Raw genomic sequence first — 19450 nt, forward strand, 5'->3', positions numbered from 1 at the left:
GCAAGCTCGCTCCTACGAAGAGCAGGGAACGACCCGCAAGAGCGTTGCGGTATCAGTCTTCCAGCTGCGGGAAGCGCTTGGCGATTTCGTCGCCGGTGAACCTGGCGACCCAGCCTTCGGGGTTGTTGAACAGGCGGATGGCCACGAAGTGCGGGCGCTCGCCCATGTCGAACCAGTGGCGGGTGCCGGCCGGCACCGAGATCAGGTCGTTCTTCTCGCAGCGCACGGCGTAGACCTGGTCCTCGATGTGCAGGGTGAACAGGCCGCGGCCGGCGACGAAGAAGCGCACCTCGTCCTCGCCGTGGCGGTGCTCGTCGAGGAACTTGGCGCGCAGCTCGTCCTTCTGCGGGTGGTCGGCGCTGAGGCTGACCACGTCGACGGTGACGTAGCCCTGCTCGTCCTTCAGCCGCTGGATCTCCGGGGCGTAGGCGGCGAGCACCTCGTCCGGACTGGCGCCGGGGGCGATGGGCGCGCTGGCCTGCCAGCGCTCGAAGCGCACGCCGACCGTGGCCAGGGTACTGGCGATGTCCTCGGCATGGCAAAGCAGCTTCAGCGGCTGCTCGGGGGCGGATTCGTGGTAGACGGTCAGGCTGCTCATGGTCTATGTCCTCGGGGTACTGCCGGATTTCAGCCGCGCAGGCTCAGCACCTTCAGCTCGCACTCGAAGAGGAACTCGAAGGCCTCGACCTGGCGCAGGGCGTCCTCCATGCGCGGCCCCCAAGTGTACAGGCCGTGGCCGCGGATCAGGTAGCCGGGGCAGTCCGGATGCGCGTCCAGCCACGGCTGGACCCTGGCCGCGAGGCGGGCGATGTCCTGGTCGTTGTCGAAGATCGGCACCGTCACCCGGCCTTCGTGGGTGGTCACCCCGGCGAAGGCCTTCTGCAGTTCGTAGTCCTCCAGCTCCAGGCGGTCGCCGGCGGTCAGCCGCGACAGCACGGTGGCGTTCACCGAGTGGGTGTGCAGCACCGCGCCGATCTCCGTACGCCAGGCATACAGCTGGGTGTGCAGCAGGGTTTCGGCGGAGGGCTTCTTGCCCGGCTCCAGGCTGTTGCCGGCCAGGTCGGTTTCCAGCACGTCGTCGACGCCCAACTGGCCCTTGTGCTTGCCGGAAACGGTGAGCAGGGCGCGGTCGGCGGCCAGGCGCGCGGAATAGTTGCTGCTGGTGGCCGGCGACCAGCCGCGGCCGTACAGGAAACGCCCGGCGTCGATGATCTGCTGGGTCAGGTGTTCACGGGTGGCGCTCATGTCCGCTCCTCTTTGAGCCGGGTACGGATGATAACGGCTGCGGCCAGCGCCGCGAGGCTGGCGATGGCGAAGGTCCAGGCCGGACCCAGGCTAGCCCAGCTGTAGCCGGAGTAAAGCGCGCCGAGGGCGCCGCCGGTGCCGGCCAGGGCGGCGTACAGCGCCTGCCCCTGGCCTTGCTGGCGCGCCTGGAAGCTGCGCTGGACGAAATGGATGGCGGCGGCGTGGAAGGCGCCGAAGGTGGCCGCGTGCAGCAGCTGGGCGAACAGCAGCAGGCCCAGGTGGTCGGCCAGGCCGCCCAGCAGCAGCCAGCGCAGCGCCGCCAGCAGGAAGCTCGCGGCCAGCACCCGGCGCAGGCTGAAGCGCGCCAGCAGGCGCGGCATCACCAGGAACAGCAGCACCTCGGCCACCACTCCCAGGGCCCACAGCCCGCCGATCACCCCACGGCTGTAGCCGAGGCTCTCCAGGTGCAGGGTGAGGAAGGTGTAGTACGGGCCGTGGGACAGCTGCATCAGGCACACGCACAGGTAGAAGGCGATCACCCCCGGCTGGCGCAGTTGTTCGAGGAAGCCGCTGGCCGGCGCGTCGCCGTGGCGCCAGGATGGCTGGGCGTTGGGCACCCACCAGCTGGCGCCGACGATGCCCAGCATGATCGCCAGCAGCGCCCAGGGGTAGTAGTCCAGGCTGGTGGCCTCGAACAGTCGGCCGAGGCCGACCACGGTGCAGATGAAGCCGATCGAGCCCCACAGGCGGATGCGGCTGTAGCTGGCGGTGCGCTCGCCCAGGTGGGCCAGGGTGATGACCTCGAACTGCGGCAGCACCGCGTGCCAGAAGAACGCGTGCCCGGCCATCACCAGCGCCAGCCAGGCGTAGCTGTGGCCGAGGAAGATGCCGGCGAAGCACACCGCCGTGCACAGCGCGCCGAAGCGCACGATGCGCAGGCGCTGGCCGGAGCGGTCGCCCAGCCAGCCCCACAGGTTCGGCGCCACGCAGCGCATCAGCATGGGAATGGCCACCAGCTCGCCGATGCGCGCGGCGGGGAAGCCCAGGTGGTGGAAGTACAGCGCGAGGAACGGCGCGGTCCCGCCCAGCAGGCAGAAATAGAAGAAGTAGAAGCTGGACAGGCGCCAGTAGGGAACCGCTGCGGGCATGGGCTGGAATCGATACTGACGTAGGGTGGGTTAGCGGCGCGGCGCGAAGAAGCCCTTGGGTGCTGCCGGAGCCGCTGCGCCGCGTAACCCACCAGCGGCGCCACCGGCCGGTGGGGTACGGCGCGCCCAGCTCGGAGCCTGGCCAGACCCCGGCGACACGCGCCTAACCCACCCTACGGGATCAGAGCTGGCCGAGCACCGGGGTGGTGACGCGCACATCGGCGTTCTGCGCGCGGTTGCGCAGCAGGTGGTCGAGCAGCACGATGGCCATCATCGCCTCGGCGATGGGAGTGGCGCGGATGCCCACGCACGGGTCGTGGCGGCCCTTGGTGATGACCTCCACCGGGTTGCCGGCGACGTCGATGGAACGGCCCGGGGTGGTGATGCTGGAGGTCGGTTTGAGCGCCAGGTGGGCGACGATCGGCTGGCCGCTGGAGATGCCGCCGAGGATACCGCCGGCGTTGTTCGACAGGAAGCCCTGCGGGGTCAGCTCGTCGCGGTGCTCGGTGCCGCGCTGGGCGATGCTGGCGAAGCCGGCGCCGATCTCCACGCCCTTCACCGCGTTGATGCTCATCAGCGCGTGGGCCAGTTCGGCGTCCAGGCGGTCGAAGATCGGCTCGCCCAGGCCCGGCGGCACGCCTTCGGCGACCACGGTGATCTTCGCGCCGACCGAATCCTGGTCGCGGCGCAGCTGGTCCATGTAGGCCTCCAGCTCCGGCACCTTGTCCGGGTCGGGGCTGAAGAAGGCGTTCTGCTCGACGCTGTCCCAGGTCTTGAAGGGAATCTCGATCGGGCCGAGCTGGCTCATGTAGCCGCGCACCTGGACGCCCAGGGTCGCCAGGACCTTCTTGGCGATGGCGCCGGCGGCCACGCGCATGGCGGTCTCGCGGGCCGAGGAACGGCCGCCGCCGCGGTAGTCGCGCACGCCGTACTTGTGGTGGTAGGTGTAGTCGGCGTGGGCCGGGCGGAACAGGTCCTTGATCGCCGAGTAGTCCTTGGACTTCTGGTCGGTGTTGCGAATCAGCAGGCCGATCGGGGTGCCGGTGGTCTTGCCCTCGAACACGCCGGAGAGGATTTCCACCTCGTCGTCTTCCTGGCGCTGGGTGGTGTGCCGGCTAGTGCCGGGCTTGCGCCGGTCGAGGTCGCGCTGCAGGTCTTCCAGGGAAAGCTCAAGGCCGGGCGGGCAGCCGTCGACGATGGCGACCAGCGCCGGGCCGTGGCTTTCGCCAGCGGTGGTGACGGTGAACAGCTTGCCGTAGGTGTTGCCGGACATGCGAGGCTCCGCGGAAGACTTGGGTGAACGAAAAGGCCGAGCAGTATACCTGCGACATCCCGCCCTGCGAACCTTCCGCGGCGTTCGCCGTCAAAGCGCTATCATGCTGTCCATGAAGCTTCCCATGCCGCGTCTGCTCACCTTCCTGTTCGCCGCCCTCCTCGGCTTGTTCCTCGCTCCCATGACCTTCGCCGCGTCCGCCCCGATCCTGCAACGCCCCTACGACCTGGACACCGGCCACGGCGTGCTGCGCGGCACCCTGCTGCTGCCGCAGCGCGCCAGCCCGCCGCCGCTGGCGATCCTGGTGGCCGGCTCGGGCCCCACCGACCGCGACGGCAACAACCCCGAGGGCGGCAACAACGCCTACCTGCGCCGCCTGGCCGAGGCCCTGGCGGCCAACGGCGTGGCCAGCGTGCGCTACGACAAGCGCGGCATCGCCCGCAGCCGCGACGCCGGGCCGGACGAACGGCAACTGAGCCTGGACGGCTACGTCGACGACCTGGTGGCCTGGAGCGACCGACTCGCCGAAGACCCGCGCTTCGGCCCGCAGGTGCTGGTGGGCCACAGCGAGGGCGCGCTGATCGCCAGCCTGGCGGCGCCGCGCAGCAAGGCCACAGCCCTGGCGCTGATTTCCGGCAGCGGCCGGCCGATCGACAAGGTCCTGCGCGAGCAGCTCTCGGTGCGCCTGCCGCCACCGCTGCTGGCGCGCGCCGACACCATCCTCGACCAGCTGCGCGCCGGCCGCCAGGTGGCCGAGGTGCCGCCGCAGCTGACCGCCCTGTTCCGCCCCAGCGTGCAGCCCTACCTGATCTCGCTGTTCCGCCACGACCCGGCCCGGGCCCTGGCCGAGGTGCGCCAGCCGACCCTGATCCTGCAGGGCACCAGCGACATCCAGGTCGACGTGGCCGACGCCCAGGCGCTGGCGCGGGCCAAGCCGGACGCCGAGCTGCGGCTGATCGGCGGGATGAACCACGTCCTGCGCATCGTTCCCGCCGACGTACAGAAACAGCTGGCGTCCTACAACGACCCCGGTCTGCCCCTGGCGCGGGAACTGGTCGAACGGCTGGTCACCTTCATCCAGCGCGGCGCGGCGCAGAATCCGCCTTCCAACAGCGCGGGCTGAAACGAACGTCTCAAGAAATCGGCGTTTCCGACGATAATCGCTTACCACCTGTATGAAAGGCGTTACTTACAACGTATTCATACAGACAGTCAGCGATTCCTGGCCAGCGGCCAGGCCCGAGGAAACCCCATGTCCGACGCCGAACCGAGCAGCGCCGCCAGCGACGCCGCCGCCGAGCCCAGCAAGGCCCCGCACCCCTGGTCGGAGCTGGCGCCGGAGCATTTCCGCCTGCTGCGCCTGGCGCCGCTGACCACCGACCGCCACACCGGCGCCCGCCCGTTGCGCTTCGTCCAGCTCGGCCGGGTGGAACGCCACGGTCCCGAGCAGAGCCTGCTGCGCCTGAGCATCCAGCTGCCCGGCCAGGCCCTGCGCAAGGAGCAGAACCTGTTCGAGGTGTGGGCCGACCACCGCAACAAGGAAGTGCGCTTCGGCGCCGACGGCGGCTTCGCGCTGGAGCCGATCAACCGCGGCCTGGGCCGCTTCCTGCTGGCCCAGGGCATCGCCTGGGCGCGGCAGAAGTGGGCGCACTACAAGGTCGAGGGCGGCACCCTGGGCGCCAAGGACGCGCCCAACGAGGAAATCCGCGCGCGCCGCGACCATTTCCTGCGCGCCCAGGGCTTCGACGTCGAATACGAGGACTCGCGCCTGATCAAGGCGCGCTACGGCGCCGGGCGGGTCAGCGAGCTGTACGACGACTGGAACAAGGACAAGGTGCAACTGCTGCCGCTGCTGGACGCGGCCTCGATGCTGGAACAGGCCGACCAGAACCTGGCGACCCAGGAGAACGAGATCCGCCGCCTGGAAACCCGCATCGAGACCTTCCGCCGCGACGACACCAGCCTGCGCTTCATCATCGCCTGCCTGACCATCTTCGCGGTGTTCCAGGCGGGGCTGCTGATCTGGATGGCGACGCACTGAGGCTTCCGACACCCGTCGCGGGGTGACGGGCGGATATCGGCGCGAAATGGCCGGCGGCGGATAACGCTGGCGCGTTATTCGCCCTACCCCGGGGCAGGCGTAGGAGCGGGCCATGCCCGCGATTCGCGCGCATGGCGCGCTCCTACGACAGGTTCCGCGTGGCGTCAGTTCACCCGCGAACGAAACAGCGCCTGGTGCTCGCGGCACTGCGCCGCCGAGAGCAGGAACACGCCGTGCCCGCCGTGGGCGAACTCCAGCCAGGTGAAGTCCACTTCCGGGTACAGCGCCTCGACGTGCACCTGGCTGTTGCCGACCTCGACGATCAGGCTGCCCTTCTCGCTCAGGTGGTCGGCGGCCTCGGCCAGCATGCGCCGCACCAGGTCCAGGCCGTCGTCGCCGCAGGCCAGGCCCAGTTCCGGTTCGTGGTGGTACTCCGGCGGCATGTCGGCGAAGTCTTCGGCGTCGACGTAGGGCGGGTTCGACACGATCAGGTCGAAGCGCTGCCCCGGCAGGCCGGCGAAGCCATCGCCCTGCACGGTGTAGACGCGCTCGCCCAGCTCGTGGCGCTCGATGTTCAGGTTGGCCACTTCCAGGGCGTCGAAGGACAGATCGCCGAGCACCACCTCGGCCTCGGGAAACTCGTAGGCGCAGGCGATGCCGATGCAGCCCGAGCCGGTGCACAGGTCGAGGATGCGCGCCGGGCGCTGGGCCAGCCAGGGCGAGAAATGCCCGTGGATCAGCTCGGCGATGGGCGAGCGCGGCACCAGCACGCGCTCGTCGACGACGAAAGGCAGGTCGCAGAACCACGCCTCGCCCAGCAGGTAGGCGGTGGGCACGCGCTCCTCGATGCGCTGGCGCAGCAGTTCGCGCAGGGCTTCGCGCTCGTCGTCCTCGAGGCGGCAGTCGAGGTAGGAATCGGCGATTTCCCAGGGCAGGTGCAGGGCGCCCAGCACCAACTGGCGGGCGTCGTCCCAGGCATTGTCGGTGCCATGGCCGAAGAACAGGCCCTCGGCGTGGAAACGGCTGACGGCCCAGCGGATGTGGTCGCGCAGGGTCAGCAAACGGGAATCGGTCACGGCGCACTCCTCGCGGCGGGCAAAAAAAGGCCGGCATTCTAGCCCAAGGCGGCGCGCAACGGGGGCCTGCGCTTGGTCGGCTGGTGTCGGCCGGGGTCAATACCACTTTGCGCGGGTTTCGCATAGATTCACAGCGCCCGCGGAACAGACCACAATGGTGGCATACGCATTATCAGGAGTACGTCATGTCCCAACCGCTCAGCATGCTGAAGATCAGCGGACGCGGCTATCCGCCCGCCTCCCTCCGCCAGAGCACGCTGCTGATCATCGACGCCCAGGAAGAGTACCGCAGCGGCGTCCTCGCCCTGCCCGACCTGGAAGCGGCGGTCGCGCAGATCCGCCTGCTGCTGGACGCCGCGCGCAGCCAGGGCACGCCGATCGTCCACGTGCGCCACCTGGGCATCCACGGCGGCCTGCTCGACCCGCAGGGCCCGCGCGGGCAGTTCCTTCCGGAACTGGCGCCGCTGCCCGGCGAGGTGGTGGTGGAAAAGCGCCTGCCCAACGCCTTCTCCGGCACCGAGCTGCATGATCGCCTGCAGCACAACGGGCGCCTGGACATCATCGTCTGCGGCTTCATGACCCATTCGAGCATCAGCACCACGGTGCGCGCGGCCAAGGACTACGGCTACCGCTGCACCCTGGTCAACGCCGCCTGCGCCACCCGCGACATCCCCACCCCGGACGGTGGCGTGCTCTCGGCGCGCGACCTGCACCACGCGGAAATGGCCGCCCTGGGCGACAATTTCGCCGCGGTGGTCGCCCAGGCCCAGGCGCTGGTCTGAGCGCCGTCCGTCCCGGCGCGGCGGCAAGGCGCCGCCGCTGCGATTAGGCTGTAACTCAGCACAGCGCGCCGGACGGGCGGTTCGGGCAGCCGAGTGGGGGTGGAACCCCCTCCCGCCAAGACCGGTCATAGCCTCGTTCATCAGAAGAGGAAGCCGGGATGAAGAGGTCCGACAGTTTCGATCCACGCAGCCTGCGCCCCAGGCGTCCGGGGCGCTGGCGCTGGCGTTTCGCCGCGGCCATCGCCGCGCTCATCGCCACCTTCGGCGTGCTGTCGGCGCTGGCCGGCGTCGCCGCCCTGCTGCGCCGGCAACCGGCGGCCGGGGTGATGCACATCGAGCCGGGGGCCGGGGCGATACTGCTGGTGATCGGGCTCCTCGCCCTGTGGCTGGGCGTGATGGCCTGGCGCCTGGCGCGACGCCGCGCGCGGCGCGGCGACGGGCTCAGCCTGTCACCGCGACTGATGCGCAAACGCTGAAGGCAATTTCCGAATTTCGCCTGCGATCCGCTAGAATGCCGCCTCTTCGCGGAGGCTCCATGCAAGACGACGAATTTTCCCTGTTCACCAACGAGATGCGCGGCGTCAAGCGCATCACGGTGGACCAGGCCGACACCGGCAAGCCCAAGGCCGACCGCCAGCAGGTCAAGCTGCGCCAGCAGAACGCCACGGTGCGCACCGACAGCGTGCGGGTCGACGGCCTGTCCGACCAGTTCGTCATCGACGTCGGCGCCGAGGACGAGCTGTTCTGGGCGAGCAATGGTGTGCAGGAAGGCCAGATGCGCAAGCTCAAGCTCGGCCAGATCGCCTTCGAGGGCAGCCTCGACCTGCACGGCATGAGCGTGGAAAAGGCCCGCGAACTGCTCTGGGACTTCCTCGCCGAAGCCGCCCGCCTGGAGGTGCGCTGCGTGCGCGTCACCCACGGCAAGGCGGCGCGCACCGACGGCAAGCGCCCGCTGCTCAAGAGCCACGTCAACACCTGGCTGCGCCAGCACCCGCAGGTCCTGGGGTTCACCTCGGCCCTGCCGCGCCACGGCGGCACCGGCTCGCTCTACGTGATGCTGCGCCGCACCATGCTGGAAGGCCGCGACGAGTAACCGCGCCGTCGGCGCCGCGCACCCTTGCCAGCACGCCGAGCGCGCCCTACCCTGCGCCTCTGCGCTCCACATAGCCAAGCCCTACAGGTAGATCATGTCCCTGGAACAGAATTACTCGCAGATCCTCAGCCAGCTCGGCGAGGACGTCACCCGCGAAGGCCTGCTCGACACGCCCAAGCGTGCAGCCAAGGCCATGCAGTACCTCTGCCGCGGCTACCAGCAGACCCTGGACGAGATCGTCAACGGCGCGCTGTTCAGCTCCGACAACAGCGAAATGGTGCTGGTCAAGGACATCGAGCTGTACTCGCTGTGCGAACACCACCTGCTGCCCTTCATCGGCAAGGCCCACGTGGCCTACATCCCCAACGGCAAGGTGCTGGGCCTGTCCAAGGTGGCGCGCATCGTCGACATGTACGCCCGTCGCCTGCAGATCCAGGAGAACATGTCGCGGCAGATCGCCGAGGCCGTGCAGCAGGTCACCGGCGCCCTGGGCGTGGCGGTGGTGATCGAGGCCAAGCACATGTGCATGATGATGCGCGGCGTCGAGAAGCAGAATTCCTCGATGGTCACCTCGGTGATGCTCGGCGAATTCCGCGAGAACGCGGCGACCCGCAGCGAGTTCCTCAGCCTGATTCGCTGAGTTCGCGGCGCGCACGGAAAAAACCGGCCCCAGGGCCGGTTTTTCCTTTTGTGGACGGTGCGTGGACGGTTAGAAATACGCGCCCCGATCCGTGCAGCGACGTACAGACGTAGGGCGAATAACCGTTCGCGGTTATCCGCCGTCGGCCCGAGCGCCGAGGCCGATGGCAATGGCGGATAACGCCGTAGGCGTTATCCGCCCTACGGGTTTCCAGTGAGATACCGCTGATGACCAACTGGAGCAAGGCGCGAGGACTGCTCAGCCCCCCGCCGTGTAGTACCCCACCGCCACCAGGTAGCGCCCGCTCTTCTTCAGCAGCGCGTGCTTGTTCTCCACCTTGCTGGTCACCGGGTTGCGCCACTGGTAGTCGAACTGTCCCTCGCCCTTGCTCCGCGCCAGCGCCAGCATGGCCTGGCCGATGGCGTTGCCGGAGGGGTCCTTGAGGCTGGCGAAGTCGGTGCCGACCATCCGCGTGTTGTAGCCGTGGGCGACGAAGCGGCCGCTGTCCATGTCCACCACGAAGGCGTAGAGGTCGTCCTCGATGAAGCCCTGGTCGAGGTCGTTGATGCGCTTGAAGGTGGCGTCCGGGTTGCCTTCCACCGCCTTCACCGTCTTGCCCAGCATGGCTTCGGCGCGGGCCGCGTCGGCGCGCGGGATGTAGTAGCCGACCGCCAGGAAGCGGTCGCCCACGCGTTCGTAATAGACGTGCTTGCGCTCCACGCGACCGTCCGCCCAGTTCTTCCAGCGGTACTCGGCTTCCTGCACCTTGTCGGTTTCCGGCGCTTTCAGCGTCTTGGCGAACTGCGTGCGCAGCGAGGGATCGAGCAGCGGCGAGATGTCCCGGCCGATCAGCACCACCGAGGGGCCGCCGCTGGCGAGCATCACGCCCTTGCTGTCGAGCACGTAGACGTAGATTTCGTTATCGACGAATTCCCCCTGGCGGCTGAACGCCGCGAAGGCCTTGTCGCCCTCCTGGCGGTAGTAGGCCACCGCCTTCTCCAGCAACTGCCGGGCCCGCTGGGCCTGGGCGGCGTCACCCGCCGACGCGGTGGCCGCGGGCAGGTGCAAGGGGACGAGGCAAACGAAGCAGAACAGCAGCGCGCTGAACAGGCGTTTCATGCACGGACCTCCATGGCGTCCTTTCTTGTTCTGGACTGAGCATAGATGGCCGCGGCGGTTTCGCCCGCCGGCGTCAGCCGAAGAAACGCTTCAGCGAGCGCGACAGCCAGCCGCCGTGGCCCTGGTCGCGGGTCAGTTCGTGCATACTGGCGCGCACCGACTCCACGTAGTTGGCGTCGTCGTTGCGGATGTGGGTGAACAGCCAGCGCCCGAGCAGGCCCTTGAGTTCGTCGGCGACATCCTCGCCGGCGGCGAAGCGCAGGCGGTAGTCGGAGACCCGCTTGATGAACAGTTCGTGGACCTTCTTGTGGGCACGGGTGAACTGGTAGCCGGCGTCCTCCAGCAGGGTTTCCTCGAAGGCGAAGTGCGACTGGGTGTAGTCCACCAGCTCCTCGATCACCTCGCCGACCCGCGACTTGTCCAGCGTGCCCTGGGCCTCGTGCAGCTGGTTGATCATCTCGACGATTCGCTTGTGCTGGTTGTCGATCACCTGGATGCCGGTGTTCAGGTCATCCTGCCAGACCAGATAGGCCATCTTTCCCTCCCCCGCCGGAACCCGGCATCGCTGCCACTGCGGTCCGGCCATTGCGCTATTGCGTGGCTGGTCACAGGGTAGGGAAAGCGCCTGGCCGGCGTGCTGATGCCGGTCAATGCAGCTGTCTGAAATATCCGATCCAGAGCCCTCCATAACTGAAAAGACCCGCTCGATGGCGGGTCTTTTCAGACGCAGGTCGTCGCTCAGTCGAGCATCCCGACGTGGCCGGGCTGTGCCGCCACGCGCTGCATCCAGGCGTTGATCGCCGGGTAGCCGGAGAGGTCGAAACCGCCCTGGTGCGCCACGTGGGTGTAGGCGTAGAGGGTGATGTCGGCGATGGAGTAGCGCTCGCCCACCAGGTACGGGGTGCGCGCCAGTTGCTGCTCCATCACGTCCAGGGCCTTGTAGCCGCCCTTCAGGCAGCTCTCGTACTCGGCGCGGCGCGCGTCCGGCATCTTCAGGTAGAACTGGATGAAGCGCGCCACCGCCACGCAGGGCTCATGGCTGTACTGCTCGAAGAACTGCCACTGCAGCACCTGGGTGCGCAGGCGCGGCTCCGCCGGCAGCAGCGCGCTGCCGTCGGCGAGGAAGTTGAGGATGGCGTTGGACTCCCACAGGCAGGTGCCGTCCTCCAGTTCCAGCACCGGCACCTTGCCGTTGGGGTTCTTCGCCAGGAACTCGGGGGTCTGCGTCTCGCCCTTGAGGATGTCGACGTCGCGCCACTGGTAAGGCAGGCCGAGCAGGTGCAGGACCAGTTTGACCTTGTAGCAGTTGCCGGACAGCCGGTCGCCGTAAACGGTGTACATATCGTCTCCTCAGTCGGCCTGGGCCGGTTGTGCATCGCGGATCACCGCGGCCAGGCGGCGCAGGCCTTCGCCCAGGCGCTCGGGCGCCACGTGGCTGAAGTTCAGGCGCAGGTGGCCGGGGTGCTGGTCGGGGTGGATGAAGAAGGGTTCGCCGGGCATGAAGGCGACATTCTGCCGCAACGCCGTGTCCAGCAGGTTACGGGTGTCGATCGGGCGCTTCAGGGTCAGCCAGAAGAACAGCCCGCCCTCGGGCAGGTTCCACTCCGCCAGATCGGCGAAGTGCTCCTGCAGCTGCGCCTGCATGGCGTCGCGGCGGATGCGGTAGAAGTCGCGCAGCTCGGCCAGGTGGCCGCGGTAGGCCTCGCTGCCGAGCCACTGCAGGGCCTGCCACTGGCCGACGCGGTTGGTGTGCAGGTCGGCCGACTGCTTGAGCCGCAGCAGGTACGGGAACAGGTCTGCGCTGGCGATCAGGAAGCCCACGCGCAGGCCCGGCAGCAGGGTCTTGGACACGGTGCCGGTGTAGATCCAGCTGGCCTTCTTCAGGCGGCTGACCAGCGGCGTGGCGCTGCCGCCGTCGAACACCAGCTCGCGGTAGGGCTCGTCTTCGATCAGGGTCACGCCGAACTCGTCGAGCAAGGCCGCCACCTCGTCGCGGCGGCGCTCGCTGTAGCGCACGCCGGACGGATTCTGGAAGGTCGGAATGAGGTAGGCGAAGGCCGGCTTGTGGCGCTCCAGGCGCTGGCGCAGGGCGGCCACGTCCGGCCCCTCTGCGCCCAGCGGCACGCTCAGGCAGTCGGCGCCGAACAGCTGGAAGGCCTGCAGCGCGGCCAGGTAGGTCGGCGCTTCGAGCAGCACCTCGGTGCCCGGGTCGATGAACAGCTTGCTGGCCAGGTCGAGGGTCTGCTGCGAGCCGCTGACGATCAGCACCTGGCTCGCCTCGCAGGGCACGCCCAGCGCCCGCGCTTCGGCGGCCACCGCTTCGCGCAGGGCCGGCTCTCCCTCGCTCATGCCGTACTGGCCGAGGCTTTTCGGCATCGCCGCCCAGTCGACCTTGGGCAGCATGGCTTCGGCCGGCAGCCCGCCGGCGAAGGACATCACTTCCGGGCGCTGCGCCGCGGCGAGGATTTCACGGATCAGGGAGCCCTTCAGGCGGGCGATGCGTTCGGAGAAGGCCATGGGTTCACCGGTAGCGTGGGCAGGAGAAAATAAGTCAAACTGCTTGACCGAAACTACGACGGCCGCAGGAATACGTCAACATGCCTGACCCAATTTCCGCCGACACCTGGTCGCAGGCCATCCAGGCCTTCTACTTCAGCTACCGGGCGTTCACCGCCAAGCCCGACGAAATCCTCGCCCGCCGCGGGCTGAGCCGGGTGCACCACCGCATCCTGTTCTTCGTCGCGCGCCAGCCGCAGCTGAGCGTCAAGGAACTGCTGGCCACCCTGGACGTGACCAAGCAGGCGCTGAACATCCCCCTGCGCCAGCTCCAGGAGATGCAGCTGATCCGCAGCGAGCCCTCCGTGGAAGACAAGCGCAAGCGCCTGCTCAGCCTCACCGCCGAAGGCGTGCGCCTGGAGCGCGCGCTGAGCGCCGAGCAGGCGCGGCTGCTGCAGCGCGCCTTCGCCGAGGCCGGCGAGGACGCCGTGCACGGCTGGCTGGCGGTGAGCCAGGCCTTGGCCCACGCCACTCAGGAAGGCTGAGCGCCACCCTCCAGCTCGCGCGCGCCGCGCAGGAACATCAGCGCCAGCGGCACCAGCGCCGCGGCCGCCAGCAGGGTGCCGGGGATGAACAGCAGCACGCTGGCCATGCACACCCCGGAGAGCACGTCGAGCCAGCCCAGCACCTTCACCGAGGGGTACGGCAGGCCGATCTTCAGCACCCGCACGCCGTACCACAGCCCCACCAGGCCGCTGGGCAGGAACAGCGCCATGAAGCCCGCCAGCTCGACGTTCGGCGTACCGTCCAGCTGCGCGTCGAAGACCACCGCGTAGGCCTGCATGAGCACCGCCAGACCGATCGACAGCCACAGCGGCCAGGCCATGCCGCGCGCGCCGAAGCGCTCGACCAGGAACTGCGTGGCGCGCCAGCTCAGGTAACAGCCCAGCAAGGTGCAGAGCACGCCGAGCCACAGGCTGTAGCTGTCCAGCGCGCCGCCGTGGCCGCCGAGGAACGACAGGCCGAACAGCACCAGCTGGGCCAGCAGCAGCGCCAGGCTCAGCCAGGCCAGCAGGCGCAAGTGCCCCGGGTTCCAGCCGCCACCGGCGAGGCTGCCGGCGGCGCGCGCCTCGATCAGCTCGACCTTGGGCGCGGCGTAGGGGTTGTGCTCCATGGAGGATTTCCGCCACTGCGATCCACCCACCATATCCAGCCGGCGCGCCGCGCGCCACTGTATGGGCCGATCCGCCCCTGGCTGTTACGCGACAGGCCCCCGGGGCGGGGTTAGGCTGCGAAAAAACCACAAGACGCGTGCCGCCATGCCCCTCGAACTCCTGGCCGCCTTCATCGGCTTCGCCTTCGTCACCTCGATCACGCCCGGGCCGAACAACATGATGCTGCTCGCATCCGGAGTGAACTTCGGCGTGCGCCGCACCATCCCGCACATGCTCGGCATCAGCGTCGGCTTCCTGCTGCTGGTGGTCGCCGTCGGCCTGGGCCTGGCGCAGCTGTTCCACGCCCTGCCCTTCACCTACCAGGCGCTGCGCTACCTGGGCGCGGCCTACCTGCTGTACCTGGCCTGGGGCATCGCCCGCACCGGCACCCCGCAGGCCAGCGGGCGCGAGGCCGGCAAGCCGTTCAGCTTCCTCCAGGCGGCGGCCTTCCAATGGGTCAACCCCAAGGCCTGGATCATGGCCATCGGCGCCATCACCACCTACACGCCGCAGCAGGGCTTCGTCGGCAACGTGGTGCTGATCGCGGTACTCTTCGCCGTGGTCAACCTGCCCAGCGTCGGCGTCTGGACCGTGCTCGGCAGCGTGCTGCGGCACTGGCTGGAACAGCCGGCGCGACGCCGCGCGTTCAACATCGGCATGGCCCTGCTGCTGGTCGCCTCCCTCTACCCCCTGTTCGTGGACATCACCCCCGCATGACCGATTCGACCAGCGCGCGCCTGCGCCCCTTCGCCGACTCCTCCCCGGCCGCCGTGGTGGCCGGCTTCGTCGCCATGCTCACCGGCTACACCAGCTCGCTGGTGCTGATGTTCCAGGCCGGCCAGGCGGCGGGGCTGAGCGGCGCGCAGATTTCCTCGTGGATCTGGGCGCTGTCGATCGGCATGGCCCTGACCACCATCGGCCTGACCCTGCGCTACCGCACGCCGATCGTGATCGCCTGGTCCACCCCCGGCGCCGCCCTGCTGATCAGCAGCCTGCCGGGCGTGCCCTACTCGGAAGCCATAGGCGCCTTCATCGTCTGCGCCGGGCTGATCACCCTCTGCGGCGTCACCGGCAGCTTCGAGCGGCTGATGCGCCAGGTGCCCGGCTCGCTGGCCGCCGCCCTGCTGGCCGGGGTGCTGTTCCGCATCTGCATCGAGATCTGCCGCGCCGCCGAGCAGCAGACGCTGCTGGTGGTGGCGATGTTCCTCAGCTACCTGCTGGCCAAGCGTCTGTCGCCGCGCTACGCGGTGTTCGTCGCGCTGCTGGTGGGCGTGGCCCTGGCCGGCGCGCTGGGCCTGCTGAACTTCAGCCACTTTCAGCTGGAAGTGGCGAAACCGGTATGGACCACGCCGAGCTTCTCCCTGGCCGCCACCATCAGCATCGGCATCCCGCTGTTCATCGTCGCCATGGCCTCGCAGAACATGCCCGGCCTGGCCGTGCTGCGCGCCGACGGCTACCAGGTGCCGGCCTCGCCGCTGATCTCCACCACCGGCATCGCCTCGCTGCTGCTGGCGCCGTTCGGTTCCCACGGCATCAACCTGGCGGCGATCAGCGCGGCCATCTGCACCGGCCCGGAAGCCCACGAGAACCCGCACAAGCGCTACACCGCGGCGCTCTGGTGCGGCATCTTCTACGGCGTCGCGGGCATCTTCGGCGCCACCCTGGCGGCGCTGTTCGCCGCGCTGCCCAAGGCCCTGGTGCTGTCCATCGCCGCCCTCGCCCTGCTCGGCTCGATCACCAACGGGCTGAGCAACGCCATGGCCGAATCCCGCCAGCGCGAGGCGGCCATGGTCACCTTCCTGGTCACCGCCTCGGGGCTGACGCTGTTCTCCGTCGGCTCGGCCTTCTGGGGCCTGGTCGCCGGGCTGGCCACCCAGCTGGTGCTGAACTGGCGCCGCGCGCCCTAGGGCGCATCTGCTAGCATCGGGCGTTCGCCTTACCGTGGAACGCCCGCATGCTGCACACCCTGGCCGTCGCCAACTACCGCTCGATCAACAGCCTGGTGCTGCCGCTGGGCCGGCTGAACCTGATCACCGGCGCCAATGGCAGCGGCAAGTCCAACCTGTACCGCGCCCTGCGCCTGCTCGCCGAGACCGCCCAAGGCGGCGTGGTCAACGCCCTGGCCCGCGAAGGCGGGCTGGACTCGACCTTCTGGGCCGGCCCGGAAACCCTTTCGCGGCGCATGCGCAAGGGCGAAGTGGAAGTCCAGGGCGGCCCGCGCAAGGACGTGGTGCGCCTGCGTCTGGGCTTCGCTGGCGAGGACTTCGGCTACGCCATCGCCCTCGGCCTGCCGCCCCCGCCGCTGGTCAGCGCCTTCGGCCTGGACCCGGAAATCAAGCGTGAATGCATCTGGGCCGGCCCGGTGTACCGCCCGGCGTCGCTGCTGGTGGACCGCAACGGGCCGATGGTGCGCCTGCGCGAAGGCCGCAGCTGGGAAGTGAAGGCGCAGCACCTGCCGACCTTCGACAGCCTGTTCGCGCAGATCGGCAACGACCCGCAGTGCCCCGAGGTCTTCCGCCTGCGTGAGCGCATCCGCGGCTGGCGTTTCTACGACCACTTCCGCAGCGACGCCGAAGCCCCGGCGCGCCTGGCCCAGCTGGGCACCCGCACGCCGGTGCTGCACCACGACGGTCGCGACCTGGCGGCGGCGTTGCAGACCATCCGCGAGATCGGCGACGCCGAGGCGCTGGACGCGGCCATCGCCGACGCCTTCCCCGGCGCGCGCCTGGACATCGACTTCCAGGCCGGCGGGCGCTTCGCCGTGCAACTGCTGCAGCACGGCCTGCTGCGCCCGCTGAGCGGAGCCGAGCTGTCCGACGGCACCCTGCGCTACCTGCTGCTGGTGGCCGCCCTGCTCACCCCCAGGCCGCCGTCGCTGATGGTGCTCAACGAACCGGAAACCAGCCTGCACCCGGACCTGCTGCCGGCCCTGGGCCGCCTGATCATCCGCGCCTCCGAACACACCCAGGTGTGGGTGGTGTCCCACGCCGCGCGGCTGATCGCGACCCTGGAAGAACACCCGGAGTGCAACGCCATCCACCTGGAGAAGGAACTGGGGCAGACGCGCATTCGCGGGCAAGGGATGTTCGATGAGCCGGCCTGGCATTGGCCGGATTGAGCTGGGGTGGGTGCAGGGACGAGGCTTTTGGGCGCAGTGCTGCGCCGAACCTTCAGGGCTGCTCCAGCCAGCCTCAAACCACCGCCTGCGAAACCACCTCCTTCTTCACCCCACGGCTCACCCACCAACCGAACGCTCCGGCGGTGAAGAACATCAGCACGCCATAGATCGCCGCCGGAATCGCCATGGTCTGGTTGTTCAGCAGCGACGGGCTCAGCGCCAGGGCGATGGCCAGGGTGCCGTTGTGGATGCCGATCTCCATGCCGATGGCGATCGACTGCGGCCGCGACAGGCGCAGCAGGCGCGGCACCCAGTAGCCCACCGCGAGGCTCAGCAGGTTGAAGCACAGCGCCGCCGCGCCCACCACCGGGGCGTAGGTCAGGAAGGTCTGCCAGTCCTTGCTCACGGCGATGACGATGATCACCGCCAGCAGCAGTGCCGAGAGGATCTTCACCGGCTTCTGCAGCGCCGCGGCCACCCCAGGCAGCAGGCGCCGCACCAGCATGCCGATGGCCACCGGGCCGAGGACGATGACGAACACCTGCACCACCTTGCCGAACTGCAGCGGAATGGCCTGGCCGTCGTGCATGAAGTACGCCAGCGACAGGTTGACGATCAGCGGCATGGTGAGGATGGCGATCACCGAGTTCACCGCGGTCAGCGTGATGTTCAGCGCCACGTCGCCGTGGGCCAGGTGGCTGTAGAGGTTGGCCGTGGTGCCGCCGGGCGACGCCGCCAGCAGCATCATGCCCACCGCCAGCGCCGCCTCCAGGGCGAAGCCCAGGGTGATCAGGAAACACGCCAGCGGCAGCAGCAGGATCTGGCACACCAGGCCGATCAGCACCGGTTTCGGGTAGCGCACCACGCGGGCGAAATCGGCCAGGGTCAGCGATAACCCGAGGCCGAGCATGATGATGCCCAGGGCGATGGGGAGGAACAGCGTAAGCAAGGGACTCGTGGTCATTGTTGTAATTCTCCTGCGGCAAGCGAAGGGACGGTCTGACGCCGTCGTAGGCCGATTCTTGCTACCAGAGTGGCCCTTGTAACTATCCCTGTCGGCCAAAAGACGTTCTACCTGTAACAGAATGCGTGCGGAACCCGCCACTACCAGCCCAGGCGCGCCCCCAGGCTGACCTGGCTGGCGCGGCTGTCCAGGCTGTCGAGGTTGTCGGCGTGGCCGAACGTGAGGTACAGGCCAAGCTCCGGCGTCGGGCTCAGCACCAGCCCGGCGAGCACCTGTACGCGGGCGCCGCGCTGCTCGGTGCGCAGCCGCTGGCGGTCGGCGAAGACGACGCCATCGGCCTCGCCGAAAGCCTGCAGGAAATGCACCCCGAGATAGCTCTGCAGCGGCATGCCGGCCATCTCCTGGTCGCCGCGCAAGCGCAGGCCCACGCGGGCCATCCAGCGTTCGCCGGCCTCGAAGTCCACCGTCGACACCGCGTCGCGGCTGTCGTCCAGCGCCAGGTGCTGACGGATCAACTGCGCCTGCGGCTCGATCGCCCAGCGCCAGTCCAGCGCCAGCGGGTAGCCGGCCTCCAGCGAAAGGCTGTAGCCGTGCCCTTGCAGCGGCAGCTCCAACCCCCTCGCGGAACGGGCCCGGCCGTCGAAGGAACTGCCCATCAGCACCGCGTCCAGGTACCAGCCCGGTGCGCCCAGCAGCGTCCAGTAGGCGCCCAGGCTATCGCCATCCAGGCGCAGGTCGCCGCTGTCAGTGTCATCGAAGGCCAGGGCGAAGCCAGCAACGTCGCCGCGCAGCCGCGCATGGCTGACGAAGAAGCCGGCGTACTGACGCAACCCGCCCTCCCCGGCGTGGGCGAACAGGTCCTGGCCGACCTGGAAGCCGTCGAGGCGGCCGTCGAACGTCGGGCTCGCGGCGCCCGCCCAGGCTTGCCGCTGGCTCTGCCCAAGCCAGCGCCCCCAACTGGCCGGCAACGCCCGCTCACCCAGCAGCAGCCGCTGATCGCCCTGGCGTTCGTGGAAGCTGCCCAGGCTGCTCGTCGCCAGCAGCGCGGCGGCTGGCAATGCCGCGGTGTACAGCGGCACCTCCAGCCGGTAGATGGCGATGGTTTCGCCAGGCGCCGCACGCGGCAGCGGCGGTGTGCCGGGCGCCGCTATCGGCGCCTTAGCGGCCGGCGCCGGCGCGTTCGGCGCAGGTACGGCTGGCGCAGGTGTGGCTGGCGGAGTGACGGGGGCGGGCCCTGGCGG

At 69.1% G+C, this 19450-nt stretch carries 22 protein-coding genes; 10 read left to right on the top strand and 12 right to left on the bottom strand.

The window, feature by feature from the left end; all coding sequences use genetic code 11:
• Nucleotides 1-52: 52 nt before the first annotated feature.
• The 4 genes from P3W75_RS17885 to aroC all read right to left on the bottom strand — a co-directional run bounded on the left by P3W75_RS17885 (nucleotide 53) and on the right by aroC (nucleotide 3666).
• On the bottom strand, nucleotides 53-598 hold the full coding sequence (locus P3W75_RS17885) for a 1,2-dihydroxy-3-keto-5-methylthiopentene dioxygenase (RefSeq protein ID WP_276228653.1): 546 nt from the start codon (nucleotides 596-598) through the stop codon (nucleotides 53-55).
• A gap of 29 nt (nucleotides 599-627) precedes the next feature.
• Nucleotides 628-1245 carry a methylthioribulose 1-phosphate dehydratase gene (locus tag P3W75_RS17890; protein WP_276228654.1) on the bottom strand — a complete coding sequence of 206 codons (618 nt, stop codon included), beginning with the start codon at nucleotides 1243-1245 and terminating at the stop codon, nucleotides 628-630.
• Nucleotides 1242-2393, bottom strand: a complete 1152-nt coding sequence (locus tag P3W75_RS17895) for an MFS transporter (RefSeq protein ID WP_276228655.1) — start codon at nucleotides 2391-2393, stop codon at nucleotides 1242-1244. Before P3W75_RS17895 ends, P3W75_RS17890 begins: the two co-directional genes overlap by 4 nt.
• Before the next feature lie 181 nt (nucleotides 2394-2574).
• The gene (gene aroC, locus P3W75_RS17900) at nucleotides 2575-3666 is read right to left on the bottom strand and encodes a chorismate synthase (protein WP_276228656.1); all 1092 of its coding nucleotides are present in this window, start codon (nucleotides 3664-3666) and stop codon (nucleotides 2575-2577) included.
• 112 nt (nucleotides 3667-3778) lie between these two features.
• Here aroC and P3W75_RS17905 point away from each other — a divergent pair, with 112 nt between their 5' ends.
• Complete coding sequence (locus tag P3W75_RS17905; protein WP_276228673.1) at nucleotides 3779-4789, top strand: alpha/beta hydrolase; 1011 nt, start codon at nucleotides 3779-3781, stop codon at nucleotides 4787-4789.
• Between the two features lie 129 nt (nucleotides 4790-4918).
• Complete coding sequence (locus P3W75_RS17910; RefSeq protein WP_276228657.1) at nucleotides 4919-5707, top strand: hypothetical protein; 789 nt, start codon at nucleotides 4919-4921, stop codon at nucleotides 5705-5707.
• A 164-nt stretch (nucleotides 5708-5871) separates the two neighbouring features.
• Here P3W75_RS17910 and prmB read toward each other — a convergent pair whose 3' ends face one another.
• Entirely contained in the window at nucleotides 5872-6783 is a 912-nt protein-coding gene (gene prmB / locus P3W75_RS17915) for a 50S ribosomal protein L3 N(5)-glutamine methyltransferase (RefSeq protein WP_276228658.1), read from the bottom strand.
• A gap of 185 nt (nucleotides 6784-6968) precedes the next feature.
• Here prmB and P3W75_RS17920 point away from each other — a divergent pair, with 185 nt between their 5' ends.
• The 4 genes from P3W75_RS17920 to folE all read left to right on the top strand — a co-directional run bounded on the left by P3W75_RS17920 (nucleotide 6969) and on the right by folE (nucleotide 9298).
• Nucleotides 6969-7565 (top strand): cysteine hydrolase family protein, encoded by a 597-nt coding sequence (locus P3W75_RS17920; protein WP_276228659.1) that lies wholly within the window; start codon nucleotides 6969-6971, stop codon nucleotides 7563-7565.
• 158 nt (nucleotides 7566-7723) lie between these two features.
• Entirely contained in the window at nucleotides 7724-8041 is a 318-nt protein-coding gene (locus P3W75_RS17925; RefSeq protein WP_276228660.1) for a hypothetical protein, read from the top strand.
• A 59-nt stretch (nucleotides 8042-8100) separates the two neighbouring features.
• On the top strand, nucleotides 8101-8658 hold the full coding sequence (locus P3W75_RS17930) for a Smr/MutS family protein (RefSeq protein ID WP_276228661.1): 558 nt from the start codon (nucleotides 8101-8103) through the stop codon (nucleotides 8656-8658).
• Nucleotides 8659-8752: 94 nt separating this feature from the next.
• On the top strand, nucleotides 8753-9298 hold the full coding sequence (gene folE / locus P3W75_RS17935; RefSeq protein ID WP_009618627.1) for a GTP cyclohydrolase I FolE: 546 nt from the start codon (nucleotides 8753-8755) through the stop codon (nucleotides 9296-9298).
• A 258-nt stretch (nucleotides 9299-9556) separates the two neighbouring features.
• On the opposite strand, the gene P3W75_RS17940 is transcribed toward folE, so the two are convergent.
• The 4 genes from P3W75_RS17940 to P3W75_RS17955 all read right to left on the bottom strand — a co-directional run bounded on the left by P3W75_RS17940 (nucleotide 9557) and on the right by P3W75_RS17955 (nucleotide 12934).
• On the bottom strand, nucleotides 9557-10417 hold the full coding sequence (locus P3W75_RS17940; protein ID WP_276228662.1) for a cache domain-containing protein: 861 nt from the start codon (nucleotides 10415-10417) through the stop codon (nucleotides 9557-9559).
• Between the two features lie 73 nt (nucleotides 10418-10490).
• Nucleotides 10491-10952: a bacteriohemerythrin gene (locus P3W75_RS17945; RefSeq protein ID WP_276228663.1), complete on the bottom strand. Its 462-nt coding sequence runs from the start codon at nucleotides 10950-10952 to the stop codon at nucleotides 10491-10493.
• 203 nt (nucleotides 10953-11155) lie between these two features.
• Nucleotides 11156-11758 (bottom strand): glutathione S-transferase family protein, encoded by a 603-nt coding sequence (locus P3W75_RS17950; RefSeq protein ID WP_276228664.1) that lies wholly within the window; start codon nucleotides 11756-11758, stop codon nucleotides 11156-11158.
• A gap of 9 nt (nucleotides 11759-11767) precedes the next feature.
• On the bottom strand, nucleotides 11768-12934 hold the full coding sequence (locus P3W75_RS17955) for a PLP-dependent aminotransferase family protein (RefSeq protein WP_276228665.1): 1167 nt from the start codon (nucleotides 12932-12934) through the stop codon (nucleotides 11768-11770).
• 80 nt (nucleotides 12935-13014) lie between these two features.
• Here P3W75_RS17955 and P3W75_RS17960 point away from each other — a divergent pair, with 80 nt between their 5' ends.
• Entirely contained in the window at nucleotides 13015-13458 is a 444-nt protein-coding gene (locus tag P3W75_RS17960) for a MarR family winged helix-turn-helix transcriptional regulator (RefSeq protein WP_276228666.1), read from the top strand.
• Here the strand turns inward: P3W75_RS17960 and P3W75_RS17965 are convergent.
• Nucleotides 13446-14087 (bottom strand): hypothetical protein, encoded by a 642-nt coding sequence (locus tag P3W75_RS17965; RefSeq protein WP_276228667.1) that lies wholly within the window; start codon nucleotides 14085-14087, stop codon nucleotides 13446-13448. The two genes, P3W75_RS17960 and P3W75_RS17965, sit on opposite strands and share 13 nt — an antisense overlap.
• Nucleotides 14088-14232: 145 nt before the next feature.
• Here P3W75_RS17965 and P3W75_RS17970 point away from each other — a divergent pair, with 145 nt between their 5' ends.
• The 3 genes from P3W75_RS17970 to P3W75_RS17980 are packed head-to-tail and all read left to right on the top strand — an operon-like array spanning nucleotide 14233 to nucleotide 17245.
• The gene (locus P3W75_RS17970) at nucleotides 14233-14844 is read left to right on the top strand and encodes a LysE family translocator (RefSeq protein WP_276228668.1); all 612 of its coding nucleotides are present in this window, start codon (nucleotides 14233-14235) and stop codon (nucleotides 14842-14844) included.
• Nucleotides 14841-16034, top strand: coding sequence for a benzoate/H(+) symporter BenE family transporter (locus P3W75_RS17975; protein WP_276228669.1), 1194 nt, complete (start codon nucleotides 14841-14843; stop codon nucleotides 16032-16034). The genes P3W75_RS17970 and P3W75_RS17975 overlap by 4 nt, the downstream gene beginning before the upstream one ends.
• A 47-nt stretch (nucleotides 16035-16081) precedes the next feature.
• On the top strand, nucleotides 16082-17245 hold the full coding sequence (locus tag P3W75_RS17980; RefSeq protein ID WP_276228670.1) for an AAA family ATPase: 1164 nt from the start codon (nucleotides 16082-16084) through the stop codon (nucleotides 17243-17245).
• Nucleotides 17246-17318: 73 nt separating this feature from the next.
• On the opposite strand, the gene P3W75_RS17985 is transcribed toward P3W75_RS17980, so the two are convergent.
• The gene (locus P3W75_RS17985; protein ID WP_276228671.1) at nucleotides 17319-18209 is read right to left on the bottom strand and encodes a bile acid:sodium symporter family protein; all 891 of its coding nucleotides are present in this window, start codon (nucleotides 18207-18209) and stop codon (nucleotides 17319-17321) included.
• Between the two features lie 140 nt (nucleotides 18210-18349).
• The coding region (locus P3W75_RS17990; protein WP_276228672.1) for an autotransporter domain-containing protein at nucleotides 18350-19450 on the bottom strand (1101 nt) is incomplete at its 5' end.

It is taken from the genome of Pseudomonas citronellolis (assembly GCF_029335315.1).
GTDB lineage: Bacteria > Pseudomonadota > Gammaproteobacteria > Pseudomonadales > Pseudomonadaceae > Pseudomonas > Pseudomonas citronellolis_A.